The organism is Siminovitchia sediminis (assembly GCF_042680885.1).
Classification (GTDB): Bacteria; Bacillota; Bacilli; order Bacillales; family Bacillaceae_C; genus Siminovitchia; species Siminovitchia sediminis.
Genome location: NZ_JBHUEO010000004.1, coordinates 49,959 through 68,758, shown reverse-complemented (window position 1 = coordinate 68,758; position 18,800 = coordinate 49,959). Strand labels below are relative to the sequence as shown.

The 18,800-nt window shown below is 43.8% G+C and carries 19 protein-coding genes; 18 read left to right on the top strand and 1 reads right to left on the bottom strand.

The window, feature by feature from the left end:
- Positions 1-203: 203 nt before the first annotated feature.
- The 7 genes from grpE (at position 204) to deoC (ending at position 7,757) form a co-directional block, all read left to right on the top strand.
- Positions 204-812, top strand: coding sequence for a nucleotide exchange factor GrpE (gene grpE / locus ACFSCZ_RS01675; RefSeq protein WP_380771893.1), 609 nt, complete (start codon positions 204-206; stop codon positions 810-812).
- Positions 813-845: 33 nt separating this feature from the next.
- A complete protein-coding gene (gene dnaK, locus ACFSCZ_RS01670) occupies positions 846-2,687 on the top strand; it encodes a molecular chaperone DnaK (RefSeq protein ID WP_380771891.1) in 1,842 nt (613 codons plus the stop codon).
- A gap of 145 nt (positions 2,688-2,832) precedes the next feature.
- Positions 2,833-3,954 (top strand): molecular chaperone DnaJ, encoded by a 1,122-nt coding sequence (gene dnaJ / locus ACFSCZ_RS01665; protein ID WP_380771889.1) that lies wholly within the window; start codon positions 2,833-2,835, stop codon positions 3,952-3,954.
- Positions 3,955-3,972: 18 nt separating this feature from the next.
- Entirely contained in the window at positions 3,973-4,911 is a 939-nt protein-coding gene (gene prmA / locus ACFSCZ_RS01660) for a 50S ribosomal protein L11 methyltransferase (protein WP_380771887.1), read from the top strand.
- A gap of 10 nt (positions 4,912-4,921) precedes the next feature.
- Positions 4,922-5,674, top strand: a complete 753-nt coding sequence (locus ACFSCZ_RS01655; protein WP_380771885.1) for a 16S rRNA (uracil(1498)-N(3))-methyltransferase — start codon at positions 4,922-4,924, stop codon at positions 5,672-5,674.
- Between the two features lie 4 nt (positions 5,675-5,678).
- Positions 5,679-7,028 carry a tRNA (N(6)-L-threonylcarbamoyladenosine(37)-C(2))-methylthiotransferase MtaB gene (mtaB, locus tag ACFSCZ_RS01650; RefSeq protein WP_380771883.1) on the top strand — a complete coding sequence of 450 codons (1,350 nt, stop codon included), beginning with the start codon at positions 5,679-5,681 and terminating at the stop codon, positions 7,026-7,028.
- A gap of 63 nt (positions 7,029-7,091) precedes the next feature.
- Entirely contained in the window at positions 7,092-7,757 is a 666-nt protein-coding gene (deoC, locus tag ACFSCZ_RS01645) for a deoxyribose-phosphate aldolase (RefSeq protein ID WP_380771881.1), read from the top strand.
- 75 nt (positions 7,758-7,832) lie between these two features.
- Here the strand turns inward: deoC and ACFSCZ_RS01640 are convergent, their stop codons facing one another.
- On the bottom strand, positions 7,833-8,768 hold the full coding sequence (locus ACFSCZ_RS01640) for a Na/Pi symporter (protein WP_380771879.1): 936 nt from the start codon (positions 8,766-8,768) through the stop codon (positions 7,833-7,835).
- A 161-nt stretch (positions 8,769-8,929) separates the two neighbouring features.
- Between ACFSCZ_RS01640 and rpsU the strand changes: the two genes are divergently transcribed.
- The 11 genes from rpsU to ACFSCZ_RS01585 all read left to right on the top strand — a co-directional run bounded on the left by rpsU (position 8,930) and on the right by ACFSCZ_RS01585 (position 18,409).
- The gene (gene rpsU, locus ACFSCZ_RS01635; protein ID WP_380771877.1) at positions 8,930-9,100 is read left to right on the top strand and encodes a 30S ribosomal protein S21; all 171 of its coding nucleotides are present in this window, start codon (positions 8,930-8,932) and stop codon (positions 9,098-9,100) included.
- A 15-nt stretch (positions 9,101-9,115) separates the two neighbouring features.
- Positions 9,116-9,562 (top strand): GatB/YqeY domain-containing protein, encoded by a 447-nt coding sequence (locus ACFSCZ_RS01630; RefSeq protein ID WP_380771875.1) that lies wholly within the window; start codon positions 9,116-9,118, stop codon positions 9,560-9,562.
- Between the two features lie 310 nt (positions 9,563-9,872).
- Positions 9,873-11,174, top strand: a complete 1,302-nt coding sequence (locus ACFSCZ_RS01625) for an NfeD family protein (protein WP_380771874.1) — start codon at positions 9,873-9,875, stop codon at positions 11,172-11,174.
- A 24-nt stretch (positions 11,175-11,198) separates the two neighbouring features.
- Positions 11,199-12,200 carry a flotillin-like protein FloA gene (gene floA, locus ACFSCZ_RS01620; RefSeq protein ID WP_380771872.1) on the top strand — a complete coding sequence of 334 codons (1,002 nt, stop codon included), beginning with the start codon at positions 11,199-11,201 and terminating at the stop codon, positions 12,198-12,200.
- 65 nt (positions 12,201-12,265) lie between these two features.
- A complete protein-coding gene (locus tag ACFSCZ_RS01615) occupies positions 12,266-12,769 on the top strand; it encodes a hypothetical protein (RefSeq protein ID WP_380771870.1) in 504 nt (167 codons plus the stop codon).
- Between the two features lie 61 nt (positions 12,770-12,830).
- Entirely contained in the window at positions 12,831-13,115 is a 285-nt protein-coding gene (gene yqfC / locus ACFSCZ_RS01610; RefSeq protein WP_380771868.1) for a sporulation protein YqfC, read from the top strand.
- A gap of 11 nt (positions 13,116-13,126) precedes the next feature.
- The gene (gene yqfD, locus ACFSCZ_RS01605) at positions 13,127-14,317 is read left to right on the top strand and encodes a sporulation protein YqfD (RefSeq protein WP_380771866.1); all 1,191 of its coding nucleotides are present in this window, start codon (positions 13,127-13,129) and stop codon (positions 14,315-14,317) included.
- The gene (locus tag ACFSCZ_RS01600; RefSeq protein ID WP_380771864.1) at positions 14,317-15,291 is read left to right on the top strand and encodes a PhoH family protein; all 975 of its coding nucleotides are present in this window, start codon (positions 14,317-14,319) and stop codon (positions 15,289-15,291) included. The genes yqfD and ACFSCZ_RS01600 overlap by 1 nt, the downstream gene beginning before the upstream one ends.
- A 137-nt stretch (positions 15,292-15,428) precedes the next feature.
- Positions 15,429-17,564 (top strand): HD family phosphohydrolase, encoded by a 2,136-nt coding sequence (locus ACFSCZ_RS01595; protein ID WP_380771863.1) that lies wholly within the window; start codon positions 15,429-15,431, stop codon positions 17,562-17,564.
- Between the two features lies 1 nt (position 17,565).
- Complete coding sequence (gene ybeY, locus ACFSCZ_RS01590) at positions 17,566-18,039, top strand: rRNA maturation RNase YbeY (RefSeq protein WP_380771862.1); 474 nt, start codon at positions 17,566-17,568, stop codon at positions 18,037-18,039.
- Positions 18,023-18,409, top strand: coding sequence for a diacylglycerol kinase family protein (locus ACFSCZ_RS01585; RefSeq protein ID WP_380771859.1), 387 nt, complete (start codon positions 18,023-18,025; stop codon positions 18,407-18,409). The genes ybeY and ACFSCZ_RS01585 overlap by 17 nt, the downstream gene beginning before the upstream one ends.
- The last annotated feature ends 391 nt before the right edge of the window (positions 18,410-18,800 follow it).

The following is an 18,800-nucleotide window of genomic DNA, read 5'->3' as shown; positions in this document are numbered from 1 at the left end:
TTTCCCTTCTTTTTGGATATAAGATTGCTTGTTCAGGACCGGGCAAGGCGCCTACGCTTTTCGCTTGTCCAGCTTCGGCGCCTAGCCCCTCGAGGTCATAAGCCAATCACAGCTGAAGGCAAAGACCGCCTTCTTCTGCGTTTATCTTATGCTTGTCGGGGCTGGGCAAGGCGCCTACGCTTTTCTTTTAAGGAGGTGAAGACATGCAGGAAGAATCTAAAGAAACTGTACAGCCCGAAGAGCTGAATCAGGAGGAATATGCAGATAACAAAATAAATGAAAATCCAAGCGGACAGGAAGACGTTCGAGCCGAGAAGATCCCGGCTGATTCTGAACAGGGGACAGATCAGGATAATGAGTTGAAAGCCAAAATAAAAGAACTCGAGGGTCAGCTTGAGGAAAAAGAGAATCGTTACTTACGTCTGCTTGCCGATTTTGACAATTCTCGCCGCCGGGCCAAACTTGACCAGGAAGCGGCTGAGAAATATAGAGCGCAAGAGTTGATCACGAACCTTCTTCCAGCTCTTGACAATTTTGAAAGAGCTATGCAGATTGAACCTGACAACGAACAGACGAAAGCTTTGCTTGACGGTGTCGGAATGGTCTACCGGAGCATTATTGATGCCCTGCAGACGGAAGGAGCCAAGCAAATTGATGCTGTAGGTAAGGAATTTGATCCTAACCTCCATCAGGCTGTCATGCAGGCGGAAGAAGAAGGTACAGAAGAGAATATCGTTTTGGAAGAATTCCAAAAAGGGTATCTCTTGAAGGATCGGGTGATCCGGCCATCTATGGTTAAAGTAAGTAAATAGTGCTTTTACATATTGTTAAGGAGGTTATCTGACATGAGCAAGATCATCGGTATAGACTTGGGTACGACGAACTCATGTGTCGCAGTGCTCGAAGGCGGTGAGCCCAAAGTCATTCCAAACCCAGAAGGCAACCGCACGTCGCCTTCTGTCATAGCTTTTAAAAATGGGGAAATTCAAGTAGGGGAAGTAGCTAAACGCCAAGCGATAACGAACCCTCATACAGTGATATCCATTAAACGCCACATGGGTTCTGACTTTAAAGAGGACATAGAAGGCAAGGAATATACACCACAGGAATTATCTGCCATGATTCTTCAATATCTGAAATCTTATGCGGAGGATTACCTGGGAGAAAAAGTAGATAAAGCCGTTATTACGGTTCCTGCTTATTTCAATGACTCGCAGCGCCAGGCTACGAAGGATGCCGGGAAAATTGCCGGGCTTGAGGTAGAGCGGATCATTAACGAACCCACAGCGGCTGCTCTTGCCTATGGACTTGAAAAAACGGATGAAGACCAGACGATTTTAGTCTATGACCTTGGCGGCGGTACGTTTGATGTCTCTATTCTTGAACTTGGCGACGGTGTGTTTGAAGTATTGGCCACAGCCGGTGACAACCAGTTGGGTGGAGACGATTTTGACCAGGTCATTATTGACTATCTTGTGGAAGAATTTAAGAAAGAACATGGTATTGACCTGTCACAAGATAAAATGGCTCTGCAAAGGTTAAAAGATGCAGCGGAAAAAGCGAAGAAAGATCTGTCGGGCGTAGCTCAGACGCAAATTTCCCTCCCGTTTATTACGGCGGGTGAGGCTGGGCCGCTTCACCTTGAAATTACATTAACCAGGGCAAAATTTGAAGAAATGTCTTCTCATCTCGTGGAAAAAACAATGGGCCCTACCCGTCAGGCGATTAAGGATTCTGGCATTACGGCATCTGAAATAGACAAAGTGATCCTTGTCGGGGGATCAACACGTATTCCGGCTGTACAGGAAGCGATCCGAAAGGAAACCGGCAAAGACCCTCATAAAGGCGTAAACCCTGATGAAGTGGTTGCTATGGGTGCTGCCATCCAGGGTGGAGTGCTTTCCGGAGACGTTAAAGATGTTGTTCTGCTCGATGTTACTCCTCTTTCCCTTGGAATCGAGACTATGGGCGGCGTCTTTACAAAACTGATTGAGAGAAATACTACGATCCCTACTTCCAAACAGCAGGTATTCTCTACTGCAGCCGATAACCAGACGGCGGTAGACATTCATGTACTGCAGGGTGAACGTCCAATGGCAGCAGACAATAAAACTCTTGGGCGTTTTCAACTGACTGATATTCCACCTGCTCCGCGCGGCGTACCGCAAATTGAAGTAAAGTTTGACATTGATAAAAACGGGATCGTCAACGTCAGCGCAAAAGACCTGGGAACCGGGAAAGAGCAAAATATCACAATTAAATCTTCCTCTGGCCTTTCTGAAGAAGAAGTGGAGCGCATGATCAAAGAAGCTGAGGAAAATGCGGAAAAAGACAAGAAGCGCCAAGAGGAAGTCGAGCTTAAAAACGAAGCGGACCAGTTGATTTTTACAACAGAAAAAACGCTAAAAGAACTTGAAGGCAAAGTGGATGAGTCAGAGGTCAAACAAGCAGAAGAAGCAAAAGATGCGCTGAAGGCTGCAGTAGAAAAAGATGACATTGACGAAATCCGTACGAAGAAAGATGCCTTGCAGGAGATCGTACAAAACCTCTCCGTTAAACTTTATGAAGAAGCTGCTAAACAGGCTCAAGCTCAACAAGGAGCTGGAGACAGCAGTACAGCAGGCGCAGATGATAATGTTGTTGATGCAGAATATGAGGAAGTCAATGACGACAAAGGTTCCAAGTAATCACACTTTCCAGCAATAAAGTCAAAGCCCGATTTCGGGCTTTGACTTTATTCATGAGTCTGGAAATATCGGTATTCTTCTTTTAATGATGGCATTGAGTATGATAAAATGAACGTTATGTGAAAAGATTCGGGAGTGTGGGAGCATGAGCAAAAGGGATTATTATGAAGTACTTGGCGTATCGGAAGATGCCTCAAAGGATGAGATAAAAAAAGCGTACAGGCGTCTTTCAAAAAAGTATCACCCGGATATTAATAAAGAACCCGGAGCAGACGAGAAGTTTAAAGAAATCAGCGAAGCCTATGAAGTATTAAGTGACGATCAAAAAAGAGCCCAATATGATCAATTTGGCCATGAAGGTCCGCAGGGCGGATTTGGCGGTTTCGGCGGAGGTTCTGATTTCGGCGGTTTCGGGGGATTTGAAGATATTTTCAGCACTTTTTTTGGAGGCGGCAGAAGGGATCCGAATGCTCCGCGACAAGGGGCTGATTTACAATATACGATGTCATTGACTTTTGAAGAAGCCATATTTGGCAAGGAAACCGTCATTGAAATTCCGAGAGAAGAAACTTGTGACACTTGCAGAGGCTCTGGGGCAAAGCCAGGGACAACTCCCGAGACGTGCAGCCACTGTCATGGGTCAGGCCAGTTGAATATAGAACAGGAAACACCCTTTGGAAGAATCGTTAACCGAAGAATCTGTAACCATTGTCAAGGAACAGGGAAAATCATTAAAGAAAAATGCCCAACTTGCTATGGGGACGGGAAAGTAAAGAATCGGAAAAAAATTAATGTCAAGATTCCGAAAGGAATTGATGACAACCAGCAAATGCGAGTTGCCGGGCAAGGAGAGCCAGGTGTGAACGGGGGGCCTCCCGGAGATCTTTTTATTGTTTTTCACGTCAGGCCGCATGAATTCTTTGAAAGGGATGGGGATGATATATATTGCGAAATGCCTATCACCTTTGTTCAGGCAGCCCTTGGAGATGAAATAGAAGTGCCTACTCTCTATGGAAAGGTAAAATTAAAAGTTCCTGCGGGTACTCAAACAGGCACTCGTTTCAGGCTTCGGGAAAAAGGGGTCCAAAATGTTCGAGGTTTTGGAAAAGGAGACCAGCATGTTATCGTTAAAATTGTCACCCCGACAAAGCTGAATGACCGGCAAAAAGAACTATTGCGGGAATTTGCAGAAATCAGCGGAAATGTACCGGACGAACAGAATGAAAGTTTTTTTGGAAAAATGAAGCGTGCTTTTAAAGGGGAATAAATCAAAGGGAGCCGGCGAATGAACTGGAAGGAAATGAGCATTCTTACCACAAATGAAGCAGTTGAACCCATCAGTTTTATTTTGCATGAAGCAAAAGTAGGCGGCTTGGCTATTGAAGACAGGGCAGATTTTTTGCGTGATAGAGACCATCCATTTGGCGAAATCTATGAACTGGACCCGAACGACTTTCCTGAAGAGGGAGTTGTGATCAAAGCCTATTTGCCGGAGACAAATGGTCTCATGGAAACCTTAGCTTCCATACAAGAAAAAATAAAACAATTGGCGGATTTTCAAATAGATATTGGGAAGGCACAAATCACTATAACAGATGTCAAAGAGGAAGACTGGGCGACTGCATGGAAAAAATACTATCATCCCGTGAAGATATCCGAACGGTTTACCGTCGTTCCGACATGGGAGGAATACCATCCGGCCGAAAATGAACTGGTGATTGAATTGGACCCCGGCATGGCCTTTGGGACTGGAACTCATCCGACAACGGTGATGTGTATCCAGGCTCTTGAAAAGACAGTCAGGCCGGGTGATACGGTCATTGATGTCGGTACCGGATCTGGTGTGCTGAGCATTGCAGCTGCTCTTCTTGGGGCCAAAAGTGTTAAAGCCCTCGACTTAGACAGCGTGGCCGTGGAAGCAGCCAGGCAAAATATCTCTTTAAATCAGGCCGATGATGTCATTACAGTTGAACAAAATGATTTACTTCAAGGAATTACAACCAAAGCAGATGTCGTCGTAGCCAATATATTGGCTGAAGTGATTATTTCTTTTTCTGGGGATGCCTCTAACGTTGTTAAAAAGAACGGGTTTTTTATTACATCCGGCATTATTGAGAAAAAAGCGGATGAAGTAAAGAAGGCTCTTCAGCAGGCAGGATTCCGGGTTGAAGAAATGATCCGAATCAGTGACTGGGTTGCACTGATTTCCAGGCGTAAGAATTAGAGGTGGAAGGATGCAACGGTATTTTATTGATGACCATTATCAAGGCCAGCAAACTGTGGAAATTGCGGGAGAAGATTTTCATCACATCAGCCGAGTGATGAGAATGAAGCCGGGCGATTCCCTGATTGTTGTTTTTTCAAGCGGTGAAGCCGGAATAGCAGTGATTGAACAGATAGATAACTCCTCCGCAATAGTACAGATTAAGGAATGGGAAGAGTTTGTCAAAGAGCTCCCAGTTCAAATAACAATTGCGAGCGGGCTGCCCAAAGGGGATAAATGGGAATGGATCATTCAAAAAGGGACCGAACTTGGTGCGTCACAATTTGTCCCTTTTATTGCTGTCCGCTCCATTGTAAAATGGGATAAGAAAAAGAGCTCAAAAAAGCTGGAAAGATGGAAAAAGATAGCTAAAGAAGCGGCTGAGCAGTCCCATCGGCAAAAAGTTCCTGAAGTTATGCCGCCTGTATCCTTCCGACAGCTGCTGGATATGAGCCATCTTTTTACACATAAAGCTGCTGCTTATGAGGAGTCCGCTAAACAGGGGGAAACAAGCGGCTTGGCCGAGATGCTCTCATCCGCCAGCCACGGGGAACATATATTGATCGTATTTGGTCCTGAAGGCGGATTGTCAGAAGAAGAAATTGCCCAACTGCAGGATCATCATTTTCGATTGATCGGCCTGGGCCCCAGAATACTTAGAACAGAAACTGCACCATTATTTGCATTATCCGCTGTTTCTTATCATTTTGAATTAATGAGGTGATTAAATGTCTTCTGTGGCATTTCATACATTAGGATGTAAAGTGAATCACTATGAAACAGAAGCCATCTGGCAACTGTTTAAAAACAATGGATATGAGCGGGTTGATTTTGAAAATACCGCTGATGTCTATGTCATCAATACTTGTACTGTCACAAATACCGGGGACAAAAAAAGCCGTCAGGTGATCCGCCGGGCCATTCGGAAAAATCCGGATGCCGTTATTTGTGTAACGGGCTGTTATGCCCAAACCTCACCCGGCGAAATTATGGCTATTCCAGGGGTAGATGTTGTAGTAGGAACCCAGGACAGGGTAAAAATGCTTGATTATATTGAGCAGTACAAAAAAGAACGCCAGCCGATCAACGGCGTGGGAAATATCATGAAAAACCGCGTCTATGAAGAATTGGATGTTCCTGCTTTCACTGACCGCACACGTGCCTCCCTTAAAATTCAGGAAGGCTGCAATAACTTCTGTACGTTCTGCATCATCCCCTGGGCTCGCGGATTGATGCGCTCAAGGGATCCCAAAGAAGTCATCCGTCAGGCACAGCAGCTTGTGGATGCAGGTTATAAAGAAATTGTTTTGACCGGCATTCATACGGGCGGCTATGGAGAAGACATGAAAGATTACAATCTGGCAGCATTGCTCAGAGATTTAGAAGCGCAAGTGAAAGGGCTCAAGAGAGTTCGGATTTCCTCAATAGAAGCCAGCCAGCTGACGGATGAAGTAATTGACGTCATTGACAAGTCCAGGCTTGTCGTGAGACATTTGCACATCCCGCTACAATCGGGTTCCAACACGGTCCTGAAAAGAATGCGCCGCAAATATACAATGGAATTTTTTGCAGAACGTCTTGAAAAGCTGAAAAAAGCACTGCCCGGCTTGGCGATTACATCGGACGTAATTGTAGGATTCCCGGGCGAAACCGAAGAGGAGTTCATGGAAACATATAACTTTGTTAAAGAACATCGTTTTTCTGAACTTCACGTTTTTCCTTATTCCATGAGAACAGGAACTCCAGCGGCCAGGATGAAAGATCAAATTGACGAAAATCTAAAAAATGAGCGCGTCCACCGGTTGATTGCCCTCTCCGATCAATTGGCAAAAGAATATGCTTCGCAATTTGAAAATGAGGTCCTTGAAGTCATTCCTGAGGAACGATTCAAACAAGATCCTGACAGCGGGTTATACGAGGGGTATTCAGATAACTATCTGAAAGTTGTTTTCCCTGCCACAGAAAACATGGTCGGAAAGCTGGTAAAAGTAAAAATTACAAAGGCAGGGTATCCATATAACGAAGGCCAATTTGTGCGCGTAATGGATGAGGATACACCGGCTTCCATGGCAATATAAGAAACTGCAGCAATACGCTGCAGTTTTTTTATACAATAAAGAAAAGCAAAGGAGACATGTTAGATGCAACCAAAAGTTATGGCACAAATGATCGACCATACGTTACTAAAGGCGGATGCTGCAAAAAGTGACATTGAACAATTATGCAAAGAAGCGAAAGGATATCAATTTGCATCCGTGTGCGTCAACCCGGCCTGGGTTGAGTTTGCTGCTGATTTGCTGAATGGTTCTGATGTAAAAGTGTCCACGGTCATCGGTTTCCCATTGGGAGCCTCCACCCCCGAAACAAAGGCATTCGAGACGGACGATGCGATTAAAAAAGGGGCCCAAGAGATTGATATGGTGTTAAATATAGGTGCATTAAAAAGTGGTCAGCTTTCTCTAGTTGAAGAAGACGTTCGAGCCGTAATAGAAGCGGCCAGTGGCAGAGCCTTAGTCAAAGTCATTATTGAAACCTGTTTGCTGACCGACGAAGAAAAAAGACTGGCTTGTGAAATTTCGAAGCGGGCAGGCGCAGATTTTGTGAAAACTTCAACCGGCTTTTCGACAGGCGGGGCGACAGCAAAAGATGTTTCTTTGATGCGGGAGGCCGTTGGAGAGCATCTGGGTGTAAAAGCCTCGGGGGGAATCCGCACGGCAGAAGATGCCAGGAGTATGATAAAAGCAGGTGCATCCAGGATCGGTGCCAGTTCAGGTGTAAGCATCATCAAGAACCTGTCAGGGACATAATTGGAGATGGACGGTCAAAAAAATTTCGATTGTTTTCATCTTGATGAACTCCTCATGCCGGCCGCTTGTTGTTTTTTACCTGAAGACTGATTTCTTTTGATGCATCCACATGATGAATTGTCCAAAGTGGTTCGCAAAAGGAAGTACAGCCATGGAACAAATCATGTTGAACAACACGCTTGCATGAGCGAGCTGCGTTTCAGGGTTTTCTGATAAAGCAGCGCTCCAGTCAGCTAAATGATGGATAAAAGGAAGAAAGAAAGTGACACCGAGAATATTCAGCCATAAATGAGCATATGCCGTAAGCCGAGCTTCTTTGCCTGCACCTATTCCGGCCAAAAGGGCTGTAGAGCAAGTACCGATATTAGAACCCATCATAATCAGGATGCCTGTCTCCAGTCCAAATATGCCAGCTCCAACAAAGCTCATGGCAATGCCTGTGGCAACAGTGCCAGATTGGATCACCGCTGTTAATATAACACCCGCCGCAAAGGCATACAGCATATTTATTTCCAACTGCTGGATGAGCTGCTGTACAAAGCTGATGTTTGTCAGAGGGCTTGAAAGCCAGCTGAATCCTTTCATGGAGGAGAAGATCATCCCGATTCCGATGAGGATAAAACCGCAGCTTCTTACTCTGGTATGCTGGAAAAAAAGACAGAGTACGCCTATAAGGAAAAGAGGAATGATCAACCCGGATAAATCAAAAGAGATGATTTCCAATGTCACGGTTGTACCGATATTCGTTCCCAGAATGATGCCGATAGTTTGAGGAAATGTCAAAATTCCGGCAGATACCAATCCAACAGCTATAACTGTCACTGCAGAGCTGCTTTGAAGAATCAGAGTCATCACAATGCCTGCGCACATGCTTTTTAGAGGAGTGTTTGTAACATGCTGCACCCAACGTTGCAGCGCACTGCCTGATAGATTAAAAAGCCCGATTCTCATCCAGGTCATACCGGCAAGAAAACAGGCAGCCAATAAAAAAAACAAAATGATATAGAGCATGTCCTCACCCCTACTGAATGATATGGGTTGTTTTAGCGGAACATGCAAAAAATCGTATGCTCAATCCATTGACCTGAAATAATTGTTATAATATAATTGCTTAGTACATGGATTTCGATCCATTTATATGTGATCGCTCGTTCGGAGGGAGGGAAAGTTAGATGTCAAAAACAGTCGTTCGCAAAAATGAATCGCTTGAGGATGCTCTTCGTCGTTTTAAGCGTACTGTTTCTAAAACAGGGACTCTACAAGAATATAGGAAACGCGAGTTTTATGAAAAACCAAGCGTTAGACGCAAGAAAAAATCTGAAGCAGCTAGAAAACGCAAGTAATTAAAGGGTGGACAAATGAATCTTCTAAATCGTTTAAATGAGGATATGAAGCAGGCGATGAAAAGCAAAGAAAAAGAAAAGCTTTCAGTGATTCGCATGCTAAAAGCTGCATTGCAGAATGAAGCAATCAAGCTGGGCAATAAACAATTGTCCGAAGATGAAGAGTTGACAGTCCTTTCTCGCGAAGTAAAGCAGCGTAATGAATCCCTCCAAGAATTCAAAAAAGCTGGACGTGAAGATCTCGCCCAGAAAGTACAAGAAGAACTTGAATATATCAGTGTTTACATGCCGGAACAGCTGAGTGATGAAGAAGTCGAAAAGCTCGTTCAGCAAGCGATAGCTGAGACGGGTGCATCGTCAAAGGCTGATATGGGCAAAGTGATGGGTGTCCTGATGCCCAAAGTAAAAGGAAAGGCTAATGGAGCGCTTGTCAGCAAGCTTGTCCAGCGGCATCTGTCATAAAGTGTTTAAACAAAAGCCGGAAAGCCATGCTTTCCGGCTTTTGTTAGGTATGTATATTATCAACCTGCCCCGCTGAGCCCACAATGATGAAGATCATACGAATGTTGTAAAGGAATGCCAATGAATCATAGGGTGGATGGATACATACCAACAAAATTCCTTGCCAATTTCCCTGACTCAAAAATCTATGAAGCAGAAATTACATTTTTCTTATTTATTATATGTATAATAAGTGTGAAAAACATTGAAACTTTTTTCTCCTGTTATCCGTAATGATAGGAACTAGGTATAAGGGAAGGGAGGGGGTTTTTTGAAAAGAATTCTGGCTTCGGTGCTCCTGGTCATGATGGCGATGATGTTATTGATTCCCGTACAGGCGGACAGTCAGGATAAAAAGGTCTATGTGATCCCTATAGAAGATGAAGTAGAAAAAGGCCTTCATGCCTTTTTGGACAGAGCTATCAGCACGGCCGAAAAGGAAAAGGCTGATCTCATAGTGTTTAATATGAATACTCCGGGAGGAGCTGTGGATGCCGCTCGCGATATTGGAAACAGGATTGCTGATACCGATGTAAAAACCGTAACCTTTGTCAATTCGTGGGCGATTTCCGCAGGGGCCTATATAGCGTTGCATACCGATGAAATTTATATGACACCCAATGCTGTAATGGGTGCGGCGGCTGTCATTGATCAGCAAGGGAACGCTGCAGGTGAAAAGGCCGAAAGCATGTGGCTGGCAGCCATGGAAGCTGCAGCCAAAAAGAGTGGACGTGACCCCGATATTGCCAAAGCGATGGCAAGCAATAAGGTTGATCTTCCTGATTTAAAGGAAAAGGGGGAACTGTTGACACTTGAGGCTGGTCAGGCCTTAAAAGTAGGCTACTCCGAAGGGACCGTTCATAATATGGATGAGTTGCTTCAAGCTTTAGGCTTGTCTGAAGCCAAAGTTGAAACCATTGAGCCCGCCTTTGCCGAATCGCTTGCCAGGTTTATTACCCATCCGATTGTTGTCCCTATTTTGCTGTCTATTGCAAGCCTTGGCCTGGTACTTGAATTATATTCACCAGGATTCGGCCTGCCGGGAGGAATGGGACTTTCCGCTTTGCTGCTATTTTTTTACGGACATTATGTCGCAGGCCTGGCCGGGTATGAATCCATTATCTTATTCGTTATCGGCTTAATCCTGATTGCTGCTGAAATATTTGTTGCCGGCGGAATCCTTGGAATATCGGGTGGAGCTGCTGTTATCGGCAGTATGCTGCTGGCAGGCGAAAATGTGGTGCATATGGGTATGTCGATTGTTGCCTCTTTAATTCTGGCTGTACTTCTCATCATTATTATGTTAAAGGTGTTTGGTAAAAGAGTGAATATTTTCAGAAAATTTATTTTAACAGACTCAACGAATACAGAAAGCGGATATGTTTCAAATGTAAATCGGTTGGAATTAATCGGGCGTGTGGGAGTATCAATGACGCCGCTTCGGCCGTCAGGAACTGTCAAGGTGGATGATGAACGCCTTGATGTAGTCGCTGAAGGGAGTTTTATTGAAAAAGAAACACAAGTTAAAATAGTCAAAGTAGAAGGTTCCCGAATTGTTGTTCGGGCAGTCTGATATAAAAATGAAGGAGGAGAAATCATGCTGGGTGCTGAAACATTGTTTTTATTAATTATTGTCGTCATAGCCATTATTGTTCTGGCAGTATTGTTTACCTTCGTCCCGGTCGGCCTGTGGATTTCCGCGTTGGCTGCGGGAGTCAGAATCGGCATATTTACTTTAATCGGAATGAGGTTAAGAAGGGTTATCCCCAGGCGTGTTGTAGAACCGATGATTAAGGCCCATAAAGCCGGAATTAATGTTGCCACTAACCAGCTGGAGAGCCATTACTTGGCTGGAGGTAATGTGGATCGTGTTGTAAATGCGCTGATTGCTGCCCAAAGAGCAAACATAGAATTAACCTTTGAACGTGCGGCAGCCATTGACCTTGCAGGCCGTGATGTATTGGAAGCTGTACAGATGAGTGTTAATCCGAAGGTAATTGAGACACCGTTTATTGCCGGGGTTGCCATGGATGGAATTGAAGTGAAGGCAAAGGCGCGTATTACTGTACGGGCAAACATTGACAGACTTGTCGGGGGTGCAGGAGAAGAAACAGTGATCGCCCGTGTTGGGGAAGGAGTAGTCTCCACCATTGGTTCAAGTGATGATCATAAAAAAGTTTTAGAAAATCCGGATATGATTTCCCGGACAGTTTTAGCCAAAGGCCTGGACGCAGGTACAGCTTTCGAGATTCTTTCCATTGATATTGCCGATGTGGATATCGGAAAAAATATCGGTGCCCAGCTCCAGACAGACCAGGCTGAAGCAGACAAAAAAATTGCCCAGGCAAAAGCCGAGGAAAGACGTGCAATGGCTGTGGCAAAAGAGCAGGAAATGAAAGCTCGCGTCGAGGAAATGAGAGCCAAAGTTGTCGAAGCAGAAGCGGAAGTGCCTCTTGCCATGTCATCAGCGCTCAAATCAGGAAATCTTGGTGTAATGGACTACTTGTCTCTAAGAAATATCGATGCAGATACAGATATGCGTGATTCAATCGGAAGAATGACAAAGCCTGCTGAAGATAAAAACAAAAAGCCTGAATAATGGATCACACCTGTCCAAAATAACTGATTTCGGTCTATGTCCTCATTGGAAAGGGGGTACCTCCTTTGGAACAGTTTTTGCCCATTTTAGTCATTGCACTGATCAGTTTTTTCGTCAACCGGGCGAACGAACAGAAGAAACGGGCAAATCAAGAAAATAAAAAAACGCCCAACCGTCCTGTTCAGCCCAAACAGACGGAGAGAAAACCTGCTCCCGTAAGACCTGAGCCGGTTTCCAGGCCTGTTGCTGCCGAGATACCGAGGAGCTTAAAGGAGGCAGCTGAAATTCTGTTATCTGAAATGCAGCCGCAGATTGAAAAGAAAAAATCAGAGGCAGAAAATCAATACAAAAAGCTGGAAAAGGAAGCAGAATCCTTAAAAAGACAGGCGGAGCAGTTTAAAAGGAAAGCTGAAGCCGCCAAGGAGAAAATGAATGAACATAAAACGGAAGCACCTTCATCGCCAGCATCTCCGGTTTTTTTTCAACAGGATGATATTGTTAAAGGCATTATTATGTCGGAGGTACTTGGACCTCCTAGAGCTAAAAGAAGATATAGCCGCTTAAGGTAAATTCATGTGATGAATCCCCTTTTCAACTCATACATATGAGATGAAAGGGGGTTCTTTTTTTATGCCGAAGAAATGGAGACAAAAATTCCGCAAGTGGGCAACCGACAAAATGGAACTTCCTCCGGATGTAATGATGGACCTCCCTCGCGTAACGATTGTTGGGCAGCTCCATATTTATATTGAAAATCACAAAGGCCTCCTGGCTTTTTCTGACAAGGAAGTACGGCTGCTTTTAAAACAGGGCCAACTCCTGATAAAAGGTCAATCTTTTGTAATTAAGACCATATTGCCTGAAGAAATATTACTTGAAGGCAAAATAAACGAAGTGATGTATCTGAATGAATAGGGGTGGCACATATGAAAAACCGCTGGATCACCTTTCTGACAGGCAGGGTGTTCGTAAAGGCAGACGGACCCGGACTTGAGCTTTTTTTAAACAAATTGACAAGAGATGGAATTGTCATCTGGAAAGTGAAACGGTATAAAACGGGTGCCATGCTTTTTTATATTCCGCTTCAGGACATACATAAATTAAGAAACGCTGCACGCCGTTTTGAATGCCAGATCTCTTTTGTCCGCGGTGAAGGGGCTCCATTCTTATGGAAGAGATTAATAAGGAACAGTGGATTTTTGGGAGGAATGCTCTTATTTATGCTAATGATCACTGTTCTATCCAATATTACATGGGGCATTGAAATTAATGGGGCCAATCCGGAAACGGAACATAAAATCAGGAAAGAGCTGGAAAAACTTGGTGTACAAGTCGGTACCTCACATTTCAAAAATCAGGATCTTGAGAAAATCCAAAAGGAATTAACGGAGAGGGTGGACAATATCACATGGGTCGGAGTCGAACTGAGGGGGACAACCTTTCATTTTCAGGTCGTGGAAAAAAATGAACCGAAAAAGCAGGAAGCCCGATCTCCCGGACATTTGATTGCTGCAAAAAAAGCGGTGATCACCAAGCTGTTTGTTGAAAAAGGCCAACCGCTTGTAAAAGTAAATCAATTTGTGAAAAAGGGCCAAACTCTAGTCTCAGGCAATATTGGAAATGAAGAAGATCCAATCATTGTGTCTTCCAAGGGAAAAGTTTGGGGAAAGACATGGTACCAAACCGAGGCTGAATTTCCATTGAAATCCACCTTTCAAGTATTCACAGGCGAAGAAAACAGGAAGCATCTGATACAAATTGGTTCAGTTACGATCCCGTTCTGGGGGTTTAAAAGAAACGATTATGAAAAATATGAGGAGGAAACGGACAACTACCCCATTCGGTTCCTTGGATGGAAAATGCCCGTTTCCTATATGGAAAAAACAATAAGGGAAACAGAGCAATATAAGCGTTCTTTAACCAGGAAAGAAGCGGTCGAAGCAGCAAAAGATTTGGCCAGAAGGGATGTGCTGAAAACTATACCGGAAGATGCTGAAATTGATGAGGAGATTATTTTGCATGAAGAAGTTGAGAATGGTAAAGTTAAGCTGACGATGTATTTCCAAGTAATAGAAGATATTGCAGTAGAGAAACCCATCACACAAGGAGATGAATAATGGCTGAAGAATTAATTACAACACAAATTCAATTGGAAAGTGATGATGAAGCTCCAGTGTTATTTGGAAATGGAGACAGTAATTTAAAAACGCTTGAAAAGGAATTTGGAGTTAAAATTGTAACACGCGGTGAAGCTCTGAATGTAACTGGTCCTCCAGAGGATGCTGCCCGTGCTGAAGAAACGATCAGGCAGCTGATCACTGTCATGCGGCGCGGAATTCGAATTGGTCTCCGTGATACTGTTTATGCGGCTCAAATGGCGAAGCAAGGGAAAATTGAGTACTTTTCAGACTTATACGATGAGGAGATTACCCGGAACGCCAAAGGCAAAGCCATACGGGTAAAAACTCTGGGCCAGCGTCATTACGTTGAGGCCGTTCGAAGACATGACCTGGTGTTTGGAATTGGACCCGCCGGTACAGGAAAAACATACCTGGCCGTTGTCATGGCAGTGGCTGCTTTAAAAAGCGGCAATGTCAATAAAATTATATTAACTCGTCCTGCAGTTGAAGCAGGAGAAAGTCTCGGTTTTCTGCCGGGTGATTTAAAGGAAAAGGTTGATCCATATCTTCGTCCCCTGTATGATGCTCTTCACGATGTACTGGGAGCGGAACATACCCAAAGACTGATAGAAAGAGAAACGATAGAAATTGCCCCGCTTGCGTACATGAGGGGACGTACACTGGATGATGCCTTTGTTATTTTGGACGAGGCGCAAAATACGACACATGCTCAAATGAAAATGTTTTTAACGAGGCTGGGTTTCGGTTCCAAAATGGTGATTACAGGAGATTCCACACAAGTAGACCTTCCCCCGGGCGTTAAATCAGGCCTGGGGACAGCAGAAGTTATTTTACAAGGTGTAAAGGATATTGCTTTCATACATTTTGAAGAAAGCGATGTTGTCCGTCATCCTCTCGTGGCAAAGGTCATTAAAGCATATGCGCAAAATGAGACTAACCCCGGACGCTGAGTTCGGGGTTAGTCGCTCCTCCGCATGCCGCCACTCATCATGTTTCGAAAAATAGTAGTGTCTTTGAGCTCCCAAACTGCTATATTGTACTTATATATCCTTTTTATATCCTTTTCGTAAAAGGTGGGGGAAGATCCATGAACTTTCAGGAGCATATTAAAAATTTGCGAAAGATTCTTAGTTATAAGGTGTTTACAAGCCTTATATTTTTGCTGTTGGGTCTTTTAATATTTGCCATCCTTTTTACGAATGTCAAACCTGAGACATATAATATGGAGCTATTTTCTATTGCTGATAAAACCATCCGCTCACCTAAAACGATTGAAGATGAACAAAAAACAGCTGAAGAACGAAAGAGGGCGGCAGAAGAGGTTGAAGAAGTATATGTACATAACAAGGAAACCGCACAAAATAGGGTGCTGCTTCTGACTTCGATATTTGATTTTGTTAAGGAAGTGAATCAGGAGGAAGAAGATTCAAAAAGTAAGCACTCCAACTCTTCCAAGCTTTCTTTATTAAAGACCAAGCTGACGGCTGATGTAACGGAAGATGTGACAGAATCCATTTCGGATCGATCACTTACCCGGCTGCTGGAGGCTGATGAGGAGGACCTGGAAAAGGCACGTACCGTATTGATTGCAAATGTTGAAGCCATTATGGACAGAAAAATCAGAGAAGAGCAATTGGAGAGGGAAAGATCTGCAATCAATTCCCGTATTGAAGCAGCGGCCTTGGAGAAAAATGTAGAAGAGGCTGCTAGGGAACTCGGGAAATATGCGATCGTTCCGAATGACATATATGACCCTGCGCTGACTGAAGAAAAACAGCAGCAGGCAATGGAGGAAGTTGAACCAGTTAAAATTTTGCAAGGCCAGGTGATTGTGCAAGAAGGACATTTAATTGACAGGGATATTTACCGCCAGTTAGAAATGCTTGGACTATTGAAGAGCACTCCGACTGTGCAGCCCTTTGCAGGCCTGGCTATTTTTGTGTTGCTCTGTATGGGAGCCCTGTATCTTCCTTTTACGAAATTGAAGGTAGTTGAGGATAAAAAACTGTCCCAATTACTTCTTGTAGCCATTGTATTCATCGGTGCTTTAACAGTTATGAAGATATTTGGTTGGATTGAACAACATCATCAGTCCGGGATTGCTTATATTTACCCGGCAGCTGTTGCCCCTATGCTGATCAGAGTCATGGTCAATGAACGATTTGCGTTAATCACCGCCATGCTGCTGGCAGCATGCGGAAGTATTGTTTTCCATGGTGGGATTTCAGGAACCATTCATGTGGAAATAGCCCTCTATATATTATTTAGCGGACTCGCCGGCATCCTGTTTCTGTCTGAAAGAAATGAACGTTTGACTTTATTAAGGGCAGGTTTGATGATTGCTTGCGTTAATATACTGCTGATATTTTTCCTGTTATTCATCCGCAGCGGACAAATAAGCCATTTGGAATACTTCTATTACCTTCTGTTTGGAGGGGTATCAGGCATACTGTCCGCAATATTGACCATGGGGATTCTTCCATTTTTGGAAGCAGGCTTTGGGATTTTATCTACAATGAGGCTGCTTGAATTATCCAGCCCGAATCATCCGCTTTTGAAAAAAATACTCATCGAAGCCCCGGGGACTTATCATCATAGTGTCATGGTTGCGAATTTGGCGGAGGCTGCATGTGAAACAATTGGAGCCAATGGCTTGCTCGCAAGGGTAGGCGCATATTATCACGATATTGGAAAAACAAAGAGGCCGCATTTCTTTATAGAAAACCAAATGAGTATGGAAAATCCGCATAATAAACTTAATCCTGCAACAAGCAAAGATATTATCATCGCACATGCTGCCGACGGGGCTGCAGAATTGAGAAAACATAAAATGCCGAAGGAATTGATTGACATAGCGGAACAACATCATGGGAACACACTTCTGAAATACTTTTATTATAAGGCAAAGGAACAGTTTCAGGAGGCAGAGGAATCCGAATACCGGTATCCCGGCCCGAAACCAAGATCCAAGGAAGCTGCCGTCATCAGTTTGGCAGATTGTGTAGAAGCAGCCGTTCGTTCATTAAAGAACCCGACTCCAGCGGCTATACAATCATTAGTCGATTCAATCGTACAAGACCGGCTTCTTGACGGGCAGCTGGATGAATGCGACATTACAATTAAACAGCTGGAGCAAATTAAATCCACATTTTGTGAAACGTTAAGCGGTTTTTTTCACTCAAGGATTGAATATCCTGGGAATAATGAACAGAAGGTGATGTAGAATGAGTTTGGCCATAGATTTTATCGACGAGACAGAAAAAGTAACTGAAGAGGAGTTCCAATTACTGGAGGAACTTCTGGCCTATGCGGCACGGGTGGAGAATATTGAAAACGACAGTGAACTTTCCCTCACATTCGTTTCAGACGAGTCCATCCGGGAATTAAACAAAACGTATAGAGGCAAAGATTCAGTAACCGATGTGATTTCATTTGCAATGGAAGAAATAGGGGAGGGAGAGATGGAGATATCCGGTGTTGACCATATGCCCAGAATGTTGGGCGATATTGTTATATCTATTGAAACTGCTGAAAAACAGGCGGAAGACTACGGACATTCTTTTGCCCGTGAGCTGGGCTTTCTGGCTGTACATGGTTTTTTACACCTTCTCGGCTACGATCACATGAATCCTGAAGATGAGAAACGTATGTTTAAAAAGCAGGAGGATATATTGAAAAGCTATGGCCTGGAAAGATAATCACCCTTTCTCCTTGCGCCGCCTGGCCAAATCCTTTACATATGCCTTTCAGGGGATTTTGTATGCAATAAAAAACGAAAAGAACTTTCAAATCCACGTACTTGCTGCACTGGCTGTTATGGTTTGCGGTATCCTGCTGCAACTGAACAAAATCGAATGGCTGTTTATCATCATTTGTATATTTGGGATGTTTTCTTTAGAGCTAATGAACACAGCAATAGAAAGGGCAGTGGACCATCATTCAAAAGAAATCAGTCCGGTTGCTAAACAGGCTAAAGATTTGGCCGCAGGTGCTGTTTTGGTGTATGCCCTGATGAGTATAGTCATCGGGAGTGTAATCTTCCTCCCTAAATTCGCTGCCTTATTTTAGAAAACTGCCTCAGGCAGTTTTTTTGGCTTGGGAAGGAAATAAATGACTGATCTCAGCGCACCCGCCCATTTGTTTAGACGCCCAACTGAAATTACGACCTGGTACAGTCTGAAACCACGATGTGGCCTTCTGGGACAGCCTTCATTACGTGTTTCTTTATTTTCCTTAAGTAAGGTATTTGCCTTTTCCTATATATAATTGTTTATACCAAAGTTAAAGAAAAATTTTTTTGCTTGTTTTTATTTGAAACTCCCGCCGCATTCAGATAAAATTATTTCACATCCTTAAATGATAATCGTCATTCGTGGCAATTATCAAAAAATTTATTTGAAAAGGGATAACTTTTTTTGCGGAAATATAGTACAATTGTGGTAAGACAGGAGAATAGTAT